10 protein-coding genes are annotated in these 13,500 nt (G+C 64.5%); 3 read left to right on the top strand and 7 right to left on the bottom strand.

The features are described 5' to 3' along the window. The first annotated feature begins 249 nt into the window (after positions 1-249). The gene (locus tag ACZ0BA_RS14370) at positions 250-1,935 is read left to right on the top strand and encodes a methyl-accepting chemotaxis protein (RefSeq protein ID WP_463451921.1); all 1,686 of its coding nucleotides are present in this window, start codon (positions 250-252) and stop codon (positions 1,933-1,935) included. A gap of 30 nt (positions 1,936-1,965) precedes the next feature. On the opposite strand, the gene ACZ0BA_RS14365 is transcribed toward ACZ0BA_RS14370, so the two are convergent. The 6 genes from ACZ0BA_RS14365 to ACZ0BA_RS14340 are packed head-to-tail and all read right to left on the bottom strand — an operon-like array spanning position 1,966 to position 9,130. Continuing rightward, positions 1,966-3,333, bottom strand: a complete 1,368-nt coding sequence (locus ACZ0BA_RS14365; RefSeq protein WP_463451920.1) for a sensor histidine kinase — start codon at positions 3,331-3,333, stop codon at positions 1,966-1,968. After that, complete coding sequence (locus tag ACZ0BA_RS14360) at positions 3,333-4,745, bottom strand: sigma-54-dependent transcriptional regulator (protein WP_463451919.1); 1,413 nt, start codon at positions 4,743-4,745, stop codon at positions 3,333-3,335. Before ACZ0BA_RS14360 ends, ACZ0BA_RS14365 begins: the two co-directional genes overlap by 1 nt. 15 nt (positions 4,746-4,760) lie before the next feature. Next, positions 4,761-5,954, bottom strand: a complete 1,194-nt coding sequence (locus ACZ0BA_RS14355) for an ABC transporter permease (RefSeq protein ID WP_463451918.1) — start codon at positions 5,952-5,954, stop codon at positions 4,761-4,763. Then, positions 5,954-7,192 carry an ABC transporter permease gene (locus tag ACZ0BA_RS14350; RefSeq protein ID WP_463451917.1) on the bottom strand — a complete coding sequence of 413 codons (1,239 nt, stop codon included), beginning with the start codon at positions 7,190-7,192 and terminating at the stop codon, positions 5,954-5,956. The genes ACZ0BA_RS14355 and ACZ0BA_RS14350 overlap by 1 nt, the downstream gene beginning before the upstream one ends. Positions 7,193-7,201: 9 nt before the next feature. Then, positions 7,202-7,864 carry an ABC transporter ATP-binding protein gene (locus ACZ0BA_RS14345; protein ID WP_463451916.1) on the bottom strand — a complete coding sequence of 221 codons (663 nt, stop codon included), beginning with the start codon at positions 7,862-7,864 and terminating at the stop codon, positions 7,202-7,204. 21 nt (positions 7,865-7,885) lie between these two features. Further along, positions 7,886-9,130 carry an efflux RND transporter periplasmic adaptor subunit gene (locus ACZ0BA_RS14340; protein ID WP_463451915.1) on the bottom strand — a complete coding sequence of 415 codons (1,245 nt, stop codon included), beginning with the start codon at positions 9,128-9,130 and terminating at the stop codon, positions 7,886-7,888. Positions 9,131-9,456: 326 nt separating this feature from the next. On the opposite strand from ACZ0BA_RS14340, the gene ACZ0BA_RS14335 reads away from it, so the two are divergent. After that, on the top strand, positions 9,457-10,242 hold the full coding sequence (locus ACZ0BA_RS14335; RefSeq protein WP_463451914.1) for a transporter: 786 nt from the start codon (positions 9,457-9,459) through the stop codon (positions 10,240-10,242). 12 nt (positions 10,243-10,254) lie between these two features. Beyond that, entirely contained in the window at positions 10,255-11,799 is a 1,545-nt protein-coding gene (locus ACZ0BA_RS14330; protein WP_463451913.1) for a methyl-accepting chemotaxis protein, read from the top strand. A 42-nt stretch (positions 11,800-11,841) separates the two neighbouring features. On the opposite strand, the gene ACZ0BA_RS14325 is transcribed toward ACZ0BA_RS14330, so the two are convergent. Next, positions 11,842-13,482 carry a methyl-accepting chemotaxis protein gene (locus ACZ0BA_RS14325; RefSeq protein ID WP_463451912.1) on the bottom strand — a complete coding sequence of 547 codons (1,641 nt, stop codon included), beginning with the start codon at positions 13,480-13,482 and terminating at the stop codon, positions 11,842-11,844. Positions 13,483-13,500: the final 18 nt, after the last annotated feature.

Raw genomic sequence — 13,500 nt, 5'->3', positions numbered from 1 at the left:
GCCACAAATTAAAGATTGTTCGGCCGCCACACATTCGCTTGCCTGAAGCAGAAAATGTTGAGCGGTCGGTCATTTTATCTGCGTTTCATCATATAAACGAGACCGTTATCGCGCATTGAGCGAATATTTAGCTATATCACTATGTGTTTTTTGTATAAACGAATTTGTTGCACATCTGCATCGTCCCTCATCGATATCGCAATAGCGCGCGTACAATCGGATGAGATTCCCACCTTCAGGAGGCATTGCATGGCACTCAACAGCATGAAAGTCGGCACGCGGCTCAGCCTGGGCTTCGGTCTGGTCCTGGTGCTGCTGCTGTTCGTGGCCGCGCTGGGCGTGTTTAACATGAGCACGATCCATGCCAAGCTCGACACCGTCGTCAACGAGAACGTCGTCAAGAGCGAGCTGGTCGAACAAATGTCGGAGTCGGTGCATATCGTCGCGCGGGTGTCGCGGTCGGTGGTGCTGCTGGACAACGACAACGCCATCCGCACCGAGATGGTCAAGGTGGACCAGGCCCGGGCCGATTATGCCAAGGCCTTCGAGCAACTGGCGAAGATGCCGTCGAGCCCGAAGGAGACGGCCGTGCGCGAGCGCATCGCCGCGCTGGCCGAAGCGGCGCGGCCCTTGAATGACAGCGTGTTCGCGCTGGCGCAGGCGCAGAAGGACGCCGAGGCGGTCGTGGTGGTGATGACCAAGGCCGGCCCCGTAACCCAGCAGTGGCAGGACGCCATGGACGACTACGCCGCCTTGCACCGGGCCGACAACCATGCGCATGTCGCCGAAGCCGCGAAATCCTACCAGCGGGCATGGCTGCTGATGTTGGTGTTGAGCGGCATCGCCATCGTGGTCGGCGTGGGGGCGGCCGTAACCATCGGCCGTTCGCTGCTGCGCCAACTGGGCGGCGAACCGGGCTACGCGGCCGACATCGCCGGGCGCATCGCCTCCGGCGACTTGACCATGTCGGTCGACACCAGGACCGGCGACGAACACAGCATGCTGCACGCGATGAAGCTGATGCGCGATTCGTTGGCCGGCATCGTCGCCGAGGTGCGCAGCGGCACCGAGACCATCGCGACGGCGTCGACGCAGATCGCCACCGGCAACCAGGACTTGTCGTCGCGCACCGAGGAGCAGGCCAGTGCGCTCGAGGAAACCGCCTCGTCGATGGAACAGTTGACCAGCGCGGTACGCCAGAACAACGACAACGCCCGCCAGGCCAACGCGCTGGCGCACGCCGCGTCCGACGTGGCGCGCAAGGGCGGTCAGGCGGTCTCGGAGGTGGTCGGCACGATGGGCGCGATCAACGAGTCTTCACGCAAGATCGTCGACATCATCGGCGTCATTGACGGCATCGCCTTCCAGACCAACATCCTGGCGCTGAACGCGGCGGTCGAGGCAGCGCGCGCCGGCGAGCAGGGCAGGGGATTCGCGGTGGTGGCGTCGGAGGTGCGCAACCTGGCGCAGCGTTCGGCGTCGGCCGCCAAGGAAATCAAGGAGTTGATCGGCGACTCGGTCGAAAAGGTCGAGATCGGCAGCCGCCAGGTGCAGCAAGCCGGGTTGACGATGAAGGAGGTGGTGGAAAGCGTGCAGCGCGTGACGACCATCATGGCCGACATCTCCAATGCCGGCGACGAGCAAAGCCTGGGCATCGAGCAGATCAACAAGGCCGTCATCGAGATGGACGGGGTGACGCAGCAAAACGCCGCGTTGGTGGAAGAAGCTGCCGCCGCGGCCGAAGCGTTGCAGCAGCAGGCGGTCAATCTGGAGCGGGTGGTGAGCGTGTTCCGCGTCGATGGCGCCGGCAGGGCGCCGAGGCAAGCCCCGCGCACGGTGGCGGTAGCGAACAAGACGGCATTGGCGAAACCGGCCAAGCCGCTGCCAAGGCTGAGTAAAGCCGCAGCGCCGGCCGCCGATTGGGAAGAGTTCTGAGCCGTGGCCGATGCGTAGCGGGAACGTCCATCACCCCGCCGCGCTAAACCAGATATCGAACCGCGTCGCCCCGTCCCCGGTCGCGGCCAGCCGGTAAGCAAACCCGTGCCGGTTCATCACCTCGCGCACGAACAGCAGGCCGATCCCCTGGCCGCCCTTTTTAGTGGTGAAGAACGGCGTGAACAACTGCCGCGCCGGCACCGCGCCCAGCAGGTTGCCCGAGTCGAGCACCGACAGGCGCGCGCCTTCCGCCTCATTGATCAGCACAAACTCGATAAGGCGTTCGCCAAGCGCCGCTTCCTCCACCGCCTCCATCGCGTTCTTGACCACGTTGAGCAGCGCCTGCTCGATCAAATGCCGGTCCAGCGCCACCGGCGGCACCTCGTCACAGCGTCCCCAGCCGATGCGGATACCGCGCGCGCGGCACGGCTCGCGGTAGAGATACACGATGTCGTCCATGATGTCGCGCACGGCATTGGGACGCAGCTCCGGCGCCGGCATCTTGACCACGCGCGTGAAGCGCTCGATGAACTCGCCCAGGCTGACATTGCGGCGCTTGACGGCGACGATGGCGGTGCTGAAGTCGTCGCCGTCGCGGTCGTTGAGCTGGTCGCGGTAGTACAGCAGCGAGTCGAGCACCGAACCGGTCGCGGCGACGGTGTTGTTGACTTCATGCGCGAGCACCCGTATCAGCTTGTCGTAGGTTTCTTTTTCCGAACTTTCCAGTTCCTCGGTCAGTTCCTCGATCAACAGGAAATGACGGGCGAAGCCGCGATCGTAGAAGTGGCCGCGCTGGCCACGGTAGCGGCGGCCGTCGGCGTCGGTCAGCAGGTGGCTCTCGCCGAGCGGCAGCAGGTCGAGCTGGGCCAGCAGGGCGGGAGAACGGCCGGACGCGGCAGCTGCCGGCGCGCCGCCGGCCAGCCACGCGCGCAGCGGCTTGCCTTTGGCGTCGTCCAGCTCCAGCCCCAGCAGCGCCTGTGCGCTGGCGTTGAGCAGGCTGATGCGCCCGTCGAAGTCGAACACGATCACCGCGCTGGGCGTGGCCTCCAGCAGACGGTCGAGAAAACCTTGTTGCTCGCCGATTTGCAGGCGCTCCTGGTACAGCCGGGCCAGCATCTCGTTGAATAGATCGACCAACTGGTTCAGCTCGCGGTCGGCGCTGTGTTGCAGGCGCGATGCGTAGTGCTGATCCTGCAGCAGATCATGGAAGTGGCGCGTATAGCCGAGCGGCTCGAGCGCGCGGCGGATCAGGCGCACGCCCAGCATCAGGCTCAGCAGCAGAACCACCTCCAGGCCGATCATCAGCGCCGGCGAGGTGCGCAACAGCACCACCGTCAGGACCAGGAACAGCAGGTGCGCGGCGATCAGGTAGGCGTAGAGCCGATAGCGCAGGCTCATCAAGGGGATTCGCCGTCCGGGGCGGCGCCCAGGCCATGGCGCTCCAGGCGGCGGTACAGCGCGGTGCGGCTCAGGCCGAGCGCCTTGGCTACGCGTGAGATGTTGCCTTGGTGCTCGTCCAGCGCGTGCGCGATCATGTGCCGCTCAACCTGCTCCAGGGTCATGCCGTCGACCCGCAAACCGGAGCGCGATGCTGCCGGGGCGCCGTCGTTTTGCTCGGCCGCGATGAAGTCGGCGTGGCGCAGCTCGCTGCGGCCGACCAGCAGCAGCGTGCGCTCCAGCGTTTGTTTGAGCTGGCGGATATTGCCGGGCCACGGTTGCGCGCTGAGCCACTCCAGCGCCTGCGGCGCGATCGTTGCCGGCCCCAGCCCGTAGCTGGCCGACACGTCGCTGATGATGCGGCGCGCCAGCAGCGGAATATCGCTGCGGCGCTCGCGCAGCGGCGGCAGCCGTATCGTGATCAGGTTCAGGCGGTAGAACAAATCCTCGCGGAACTCGCCGCTGGCGACCAGCTCGGCCAATTCGCGGTTGGTGGCCGACACCACGCGGATGTCGGCGCGCTCGGTGCGGCTGGCGCCGACCGCCTGGTACGTCTGGTCCTGTAGCACGCGCAGTAGTTTGACTTGGTCGGCGCGATTCAGTTCACCGATCTCGTCGAGGAAGAGCGTGCCTTCGTGCGCGCTGGCCACGTGGCCTTTGCGGTCGGTCTTGGCGTCGGTGAAGGCGCCGCGCACGTGGCCGAACATTTCGCTTTCAAACAGCGACGGCGTGATCGCGCCCATGTTGATCTTGACGATGGGACGCGCGGCGCGCGGGCTGTTGCGGTGGATGGCGTCGGCGATCAGCTCCTTGCCGCTGCCGCTCTCGCCGAGGATCAGCACCGGCGCGCGGGTGGCGGCCACCTGGCCGATGGTGGCCAGCACCTTGAGCAGGCGCGGGTGTTCGCCGACGATGCCGCTGAAGTCGAACTGCTGGTCCAGCGCCTGGCGCGACACGGCCGTTTGCGGCAGCGAGGAGGCCGGCTCCGCCGTTTCCAGGGTCGCACGGATCAGTTCGATCAACTGCGCGTTATCCCACGGCTTGGTGAAAAAGTTGGCGGCGCCGGCTTGTACGCCGCGCACGGCCAGCGCGATCGAGCCCCAGGCCGTCATCAGCAGCACCGGCAGGGCGGGTCGGGCCTGCTTGATGTCGGCCAACAGCTGCAAGCCCTCCTCGCCGGTTGTTTGCAGCGAGAAATTCATGTCCTGCAAGACCAGGTCGACCGGCTGGCGCGGCAGCAGCACCAGCGCCTGCGCCGGGTCGTCGCAACAGACGGCGTCGTAGCCCGACTGCTTGAGCAACAGCGCCAGCGATACCTGGACCGCGCTGTCGTCGTCAACAATTAATATGCGTTGCCTGCGGGATGATTCCATCAACATCTAACGACCTTATTCATAATGCAGCGCCTGGGTCGGACTGAGGCGCGCGGCGCGCCAGCCCGGGTAGAGCGAACACAGCAAGGATAGCAGATAGATCACGCCGGCCGATAGCGCGGTGGCCGCTAAAAACACTGGCCAGTTCAGCGCGTCCGCGAATACGCCGGTCAGCGGCAGCTGCACCAGCAGCAACAGCGCGACCGCCATCGCCCCAGTGCTCAACAGCATCTGCTCGGCGATGATCTGCCGGTAGATGTGGCCGGCGTCGGCGCCCAGCGCGCGCCGAAGGCCGATCTCCGGGATGCGCTGCGTGGTGTTTTGCCACAGCACGCCGAACAGGCCGAAGGCGACCATCACCAGCAGGAAGGCGGCGATCACGGAAATGATGATCAGCGGCGACGTCTGCAACCCCATCATCGTTTTGCGCGCTTCGCTTAGCGGGGTGATCACGAACGACCAGTCGTTGTGCTCGCGCTTGAGGCGGGCGCTCAGGCGCGCCTCGAACGCTCGCGGCGTGCCCTGTTTAACCCTGAGTATGATGGTCATCGGCGGGTTGTCTCCGACCCCCGGAACGAAGCGCGGCAGCATGACAAAGACCGGGTCCATGTATTCGCCGTGGGAGCGGAAGTGCTCGACCACCGCGCTGACGCGGTAGCGCTGCGGCGTGCCGTGGGATTCGGCGTCGATGAACACCTGGCCGACCGCCGGGATGCCGGGGAACAGCTTGTCGGCCAGCAAGCGGTTGATGACGGTCGGCGTGGCGTCGGCGGCGTCATCGGCCTTGGAGTACCAGCGACCCTGCGCCGGCGTCATCTGCAGGGCGTCAAAAAAATCGTCGGTGGAAAGCATGCTTTCGGACTCGACGCGGCGGCTGCCGTCCGGCAGCGAATAATAGGCGTTCGTGCGCGACAGCTCGTACGGCGCCAACGCGCTGAAGGCGACCTTTTCCACCTCTGGCAAGTCAAGCAGCGCGCGCTTGAGTGCGTCGTACATGGCGGCGTCGTTGGGGATGGGCTGGGCATTGCGGATGGCGATCGACCACTGGTCGCGCCAGCCGAAGCCGATCGGCATCTGGTACAGCTGGTAGTTGCGCACGGCGAAGGCGGCAATGGAGAACACGATCATGAAGGCCAGCAGAATTTCCAGGCTCAGCATCATGTTGCGCGATTTGCGCTTCCAGATCAGTTTGAGGAGATGGTGCAACATCAGGAATTTCCTTTCAGCGCGCGGACCGGGTCCAGGCGCGACATTTTCCAGGCGGGGATGACACCCGACAGCACGCCAAACACCAGCGTGAGCAGCAGGCCGTAGCCGAACACGGGCAGGTTCAGGCCGATGTGCAGCGCCGGCAGCGCCGCCCAGCCGTTGATCCACCACAATGTGCCCGCCGCGCACAGCAGCGCGATCGCGCCGCCCACCATGGTCAGCAGGACGTTTTCCAGCACCAGCTGCGCCACCAACTGGCCGCTGGTGGCGCCGAAGGCCTTGCGCACGCCGATTTCGCTGCTGCGCTCCATGATGCGGCCAACGTTGAGGTTGATCAGGTTGAGCGCCGGCAGCGCCATGAACAGCAGCATGAGCACGGCGATAGCGGTCAGCAATTTGGGCACGCCGGCGTCCTCGTCGGTGTTGCTGGTCAATGTGCGGGAGAACAGCTCGAGCTTGGAATCGCCCCAGAACTGCATTTTGTTGAAGCGCTTTGGATCGTCATAGCGCACGGTGCCGGCGATGCGCACGATGTCGCGTTTGATCGCCGGCAGGTCGGACGCCGTGCGCGCCATGATCATGACGGTGAACATGCCGAACTGCTCGTTCTTGTAGTCGCTCGAGGCCAGGGCACTGGTCGGCACCCAGACGTCGGCGCCGGCGTTGACGTGCATCGCCTCCTCGACCACGCCGATGACGGTAAAGGTTTGACCGTCCGCCAGGATCTTCTGGCCCAGGTAGGGCTGGCCGGGGAACAGGCGACGCGCGGTGGCTCGGCCCAGCACGGCGACGAAGCGCCCTTGCGCGACGTCGTCGGCGCTGATTACACGCCCGGCGACGACCTTGAAATCGAGGATACGCCAGTATTCGGCGTCGGTGCGCCGCAGCAGCACGTCGCTGACACGGTCGCCCTGATAGACCGCCACCGATTGCGGCATCATTGTCGCCGAGACGGCCTCGACGCCTTTCATCGGTTTCAGGTACTGGTCGATGATCTTGTAGCCGAAGGTCCCCATGCGCATGCCGGGCTGTTCAGTGTGACTGGAGCGCATGAAGATCATTTGCACGAAGCGGTCGCTCCTGCCCTCGACGCCCGTAGGGTAAAAAGTTTGCTGCAGCAGCGCGGTGATCACCATCAGCACCACCAAGGTTAGCACGATGCACAGCAGGTTGATCGCGGTGAACAGCTTGCGGCGCATGAAGACCTTCCACGCCGTCAGCAGATAGTTTTTGAACATGCGGCCCCCTTACGCGACCAATTGGCCGTCGAACACGCGCACGATGCGGCCGGCCATTTTCGCCTCCTGCTCGTTGTGGGTGACCATGATGACGGTCGTGCCTTCGCTGTGCAGCTGGAGCAGGATGTCCATCACCTCCTGGCCCATCTTGCTGTCGAGGTTGCCGGTGGGCTCGTCGGCGAGCAGCACCTGCGGCTGGCCGACAATGGCACGGGCGATCGCCACGCGCTGCTGCTGGCCGCCGGAGAGCTGGTTGGGGTAGTGGTCCATGCGCGCGCCGAGGCCGACTTTTTCCAGCGCCTCGCGCGCCAGCCGCTGGCGCTTTTTGGTTGAAATATTGCGGTACAACAGCGGCAGCTCGACGTTGTCGACCACGCGCAGGTCGTTGATCAGGTGGAAGCTCTGGAAGATGAAGCCGAAGGTCTGGTTGCGCAGCCTGGCGACGTATTTGTCCTTGTACGAGGCCACCGGTGTGCCGGCGACGTGGATGACGCCGCTGCCGGGATGGTCCAGCAGACCGATCAGATTGAGCAGGGTACTCTTGCCGCAGCCGCTGGGACCCATGATGCATAAGAATTCAGCTTTTTCGACGTGCAGGTCGATGTCCTTCAGGGCCAGGGTTTCGACCTTGTCGGTCTGGTAGGTTTTGCTGACTTTTTGCAGGCGAATCATGTGCGTTCTCTCCGTATTAAATTAGTCGACGCGGATGCTGTCGCGGTCTTTGTAGTTGCGGGTGTCTGAAATGATCAGGCGGTCGCCGACGCGGGCGCCGGCCAGTATCTCGACGCTCTTGCCGTCGCTGGCGCCGATGTCGAGCGTGGTCTTGCGGGCCAGGCCGTCGCGTACGACGAAAATATCCTGCGGGCCGCGGCCGTTGAAGGCCGGGCCGCTGTCGACCAGCAAGGCGTTCTTCTTTTGCTCGGTGACGATGTTGACTTCCACCCGCAGCTTGTTGCGCAGGATCGCGTGGTGCGGATCGGCCAACGTCACCAGCAGCTTGACGGTGCCGTTCTGGATTTCCGGCAGGATGGTCTGGACCTCGCCCTTGAGCTTGACGTTGCCTTGCTCGACCAGCACCGGCTGGCCCGCGCTCAGGGCGCGCGCGTGGAAGTCGGACAGCGAGGCTTCCACCTTGTAGTTGTTCAGTTCGGACACTCGCGCGACCAGCTGGCCGGTGGCCAGGCTGGCGCCCTCGTCGGCCAGCAGGAAGGTCAGCATGCCGGCAAAGGGCGCGCGCACCTGCGTTTGCGCCAGCAACTGCTGTTGCTCGCCCAATTGCTTTTGCAGGATGCTTTTTTGCAGCCGTGCGCCTTCGATGTTGCTGGAGGTGACGCGCTTGCCATCCTCGATCAGTTCTCGCCGTTGCCGCAACTGGATCTCGTTGCGCTGGACGTTGAGTTCGGCCGTCAGCAGATCCTCGGCCGACACGCCGCCGGCCTTACGCAAGGTCTGGTAGCGTCCCAGCCGCACGCGCGTGGCCTGCAGGTCCAGCTCGAGCAACTCGATCGCGCTCAGCAGTTCTTTGCGCTTCTGGTCCATCTCCAGGGTCAGCGCGAGGATGCGGTTCTCCTGTTGCGCCAGCTGTTCTTTCAGCGCGTCGATCGCCAGCAGTACGGTGCGGTTGTCGAGTTCGAGCAGCAGCTCGCCGGCCTGCACCTGCTGGCCGAGCTTGGCCTGGACTTTGGCGACCCGGGTCTGGATCGGACTGGCGACGAGCGCCTCGTGGATCGGGATGACGATGCCGGAGGCGTTGATGGTGTTGGCGATATCGCCGATGCGGACCTTGGCGATACTGATGCTGCCGGCCTCGACGCTGGGACTGACGGCGCGGTTGATTCCCCAGGCGCCGACGCACAGCGTGGCCAGCAGCGCCGCGATGGCGAGCGCGGTGTTGCGGCGGCGGCTGGCGATGATCGTGGGGCTGAGGGCTTGGTCCATGGTGAGGCGTGAGCGAAGGTTGAAATGCCTTCACTATTGCAATCGCCGTGCCACCGCATTAGTTCTTATTTAAGCCATATAAATCAAGGCGATAGCGGGGATTAGCCGGCGGAGCGTGCCGGCGCGGTTGCCCGGCTTCGCTCACCATCGTCCGAAAACGGACACCGAAAACCGTCGCTCAGATATCGGGCAAACTTCCAATTTCTGCGGAGAGCGTTGCGTAATTGAAGTCATCGCGTAAGTGTGTGTCTGTGGAAATTTACCAACCGTTGATCAAAATCAATGTGTTACGGTGCTGTACAGGACATCGCCGTTGGAGAAGGTTCATGACTATCAAAAGTATTGTTGTCGCATTGCTTATGTTGCCCGCTTTCGCCATCGCCGTCGAGGACGAGATCGCCACCGACCGGCCGGACTTTGTCGAATCGAGCAATGTCGTCGGCAACGGTCGCTTTCAGATCGAAACCAGTTTCGCCGCCGACCGCAACAAGGCCGACGGCGTCAAGGAACGAGGATACGCGACACCGACCCTGCTGCGCTATGGCATCGGTGACAATTGGGAGGTCCGGCTTGAAACGGACGGCCGGATCCGCACCACGTCGACCGATATCGCCAGCGGCGCCCGTTTCACCGAGAAGGGCTATGGCGATGTCTCGCTCGGCGTCAAATGGCACGTCGCCGACGCGCAGGGCGCAAGTCCATCGATGGGCCTGTTGGCGCACGTCGACCTGGACACCGGTTCCGCGCCGTTCCGCGCACAAGGCAAGGGCGGTTCGTTGCGGCTGGCGGCGGAGTGGGAGTTCGCCGACGACTGGTCGCTGGGCGTGATGCCGGGCCTGGCCTGGCTGCCCAACGACAACGGCGACCGTCACACCACCGGTATTTTCGGCATCGTCGTCGGCAAGGGATGGACCGATGCGTTGCGTACTTTCGTCGAGTATTCCGATCAACGGATTGCGCGCGCGCGCGACGGCGGCACGGTCAGTACCTTCGATGTCGGCGTCGCCTACCTGTTGACCAATTCCGTGCAGATCGATACGGCGCTGTCGCGCGGGCTCAATAGCAGGACGCCCGACTGGAGCTGGACCGTCGGCTTATCCATGAAGTTTTAAGCGGGAGTTACCATGCGGTTGACGATCAGGCAGCGCTTGCTGTTATCGAATGTGGTCACGTTGGCCTTTGTCAGCCTGGTCGGGTTGGTCGGTTACCGGGCGGTGCACGTGCTTGACGGCGCGATCACGTCCATCAGCACCAACAGCGCGGCGATGAAGGATCAGTTGCAGGCCGATATGATGCACGACGCGCTGCGCGCCGACGTGCTGGCCGCGCGCCTGGCCGCCGAGAAGAACGATCCGGCCGAGGTCAAGGGCGTGCGCGAGGACCTGGCCGAACATATGGCCCTGTTCCGCAAGGGCATCAAGGATATGGAGGCCGCCGACATCGACGCCGAAGTGCGCGGGGCGATCGCGAAGGTGCGGCCCGATGTCGAACGCTACCTGAAGAACACCGAGGAAATGGTCGAGCTGTCGCTGACCAACAAGGACGCGGCGCAGGCCAAATTTGGCAGCTTCATGGACAGCTTCCGCACGCTGGAAAAAAGCATGTCGGCGTTGAGCGACTTGATCGAGAAAAACTCGGAATCGGCAAAAGAGGTCGGCGATAACGCGGTGGCCAATTCGCGTTACCAGATCATCGGTTTCTCGCTGCTGGCGGCGGTGGTGGCGCTGGTGATCGGCCAGCTGATTACGCGCTCCATCATGCAGCCGCTGAACGAGGCGGTCCGGTTCGCGGAGAGCGTATCGAAAGGGGATTTGTCCGGCAGTATGGCGCTCGACGCGGCCGACATTTCGGAGACCGGCCTGCTCAAGCGCGCGCTGGCCAATATGAACGCCAGCCTGCACGCGATCGTCAGCCAGGTGCGCAGCGGCACCGACGCCATCGCCCTGGCATCGAGCGAAATCGCCAGCGGCAATATGGACCTGTCGTCGCGCACCGAGTCGCAGGCCAGCTCGCTCGAGGAGACGGCATCGTCGATGGAAGAATTGACGTCGGCGGTGAAACAAAATTCCAGCAACGCCGGCCAGGCCAACGACCTGGCATCGTCGGCGGCCAGCGTCGCCAGCAAGGGCGGCGCGGTCATGACGCGGGTGGTCGAGACAATGGGCGCCATCAATTCCTCGTCGCAAAAGATCGTCGACATCATCGGTGTGATCGAGGGCATCGCCTTCCAGACCAACATCCTGGCGCTGAACGCGGCAGTCGAGGCGGCGCGCGCGGGCGAGCAGGGCCGTGGTTTCGCTGTGGTCGCCTCCGAGGTGCGCAGCCTGGCGCACCGGTCCGACTCGGCCGCCAAGGAGATCAAGCAGCTGATCGACGCATCGGTTGCGCAGGTGGAGGCGGGTGGCGTGCTGGTCGGCCAGGCCGGCGGCACGATGCAGGAGATCGTCACCGGCATCAGCCGCGTCAACACCATCGTCGGCGAGATCGCCACCGCCAGCCGCGAGCAGGAACTGGGGATCGAACAGATCAACCAGGCGATCGGCAGCATCGACAGCACCACGCAGCAAAACGCGGCGCTGGTGGAGCAGGCCGCCGCAGCGGCCGGCGCCTTGCAAGCCCAGGCCGATCAGCTGGCCGAGGCGGTCAAGGTGTTCCGGCTGTCGCGCTAATGCTACTTCAGACTTCCGGCCTCAGTCTTCAGTCCTCAGTCCTCAGGCGGCGCGCGGCGCATAGGCCGGGTGCGGCAGCGCGCTCGGGCGCACCGCGTCGGCGCGGGCGCCAGCCGCCGGACGCTGGGCCGCCGCCAGTTTGAACACACCCACCAACTGCACCAGCTGCTGCGCCTGATCCTGTTGCGCCTCGGCCGCCGCCGCCGCTTCTTCCACCAGCGCGGCGTTCTGCTGCGTGACGGTGTCCATCTCGGCGATCGCGTGGTTGATCTGCGCGATGCCCGCTTCCTGCTCCTGGCTGGCCAGGCTGATCTCGCCCATGATGTCGGTCACCGATTTGACGGCGCCGACGACGCGCGCCATCGTCGCGCCGGCCTCGCCGACCAGCTGCGTGCCGGTGCCGACCTTGCCCACCGAATCATCGATCAGCAGTTTGATTTCCTTGGCCGCCGAGGCCGAGCGTTGCGCCAAGGTGCGCACCTCGGAAGCGACCACGGCGAAACCGCGTCCCTGTTCGCCGGCGCGGGCCGCTTCGACCGCCGCGTTGAGCGCCAGGATATTGGTCTGGAAGGCGATGCCGTCGATCACGCTGATGATGTCGACGATCTTCCTCGCCGAATCGTTGATCTCGGCCATGGTGCTGACCACGTTCGCCACCACGGCGCCGCCCTCGACCGCGATCTCGGACGCCGAACGCGCCATCGTGTTGGCCTGGCGGGCGTTCTCGGCGTTCTGCTTGACGGTGGCCGTCAGCTCCTCCAGCGACGAGGCGGTCTCCTCCAGGGCCCCGGCCTGCTGCTCGGTGCGCGAAGACAGGTCCTGGTTGCCGCTGGCGATCTCGGTGGCGGCCGTGACGATGGAATCGGCGCCGCCGCGCACCTGGCGCACGATGTCGGCCAGGCTGTCGCGCATCGACTGGACCGCGAACAGCAGGCTGTGGCTGTCGCCGCGTGGCAGCGCGATCGCCACCGCCAGGTCGCCGTCGGCGATGCGGGCGGCGATGCCGGCGACATAGGCGGGCTCGCCGCCGAGCTGGCTCAACAGCTGGCGCGAGATCAACCACGCGCCGCCAACGCCCAGGCCCAGTGCGGCCAGGCCCAGCAACAGCATCATGTTGCGCGAATTATGATAGGTTTCCTCGGCGCTGGCGCGGGCTTTTTCCATCGCGTCGCTCTGGTGGCCGATGACGGCGTCGAGCCGTTTCATGTAGGTCATCTGCAGATCGCGGGTGTTGCTCAGCATGAAGTCGACGGCCTTGTCGACACCGTCCTCCCGGCGCAGGCGCATCACTTCCGCGATCGAGGCGGCATAAGGCGCATAGGCGGCCTGCGCCGCGTCAAACAGGTTTTGACCGGTGCCGGACTGGACCATCACGTCGAGTTTTTGTGCAGAGACCACCATTTCCTTGAGCTTCTCGCCGACCACGGCGAATTCGGCCTGCGCTTTGGCCTCGTCGCGGATCAGCAGGCCGTTGCGCAGCGAGCGCGCAATCTTGTTGTTGATGTTAATCAGGTTCTGGGCTTCCAGCACCTTCGGATAACTTTGGGTGACGATGGCGTTGGTGCCGGCGTTGAGCGTACTCAGATGATGGAGGGACAAGCCGATGACGATGGCCAGCATGGCCAGGATTACGCCGAAGCCGATGCGCAGCCGCGTGCTGACTTTGATGTTCTTGCTTTTCATTTTACTGATTCCGATGTC

This window comes from Duganella sp. AC917, assembly GCF_979258245.1.
This window is presented reverse-complemented; position numbering and strand designations above follow the sequence as displayed.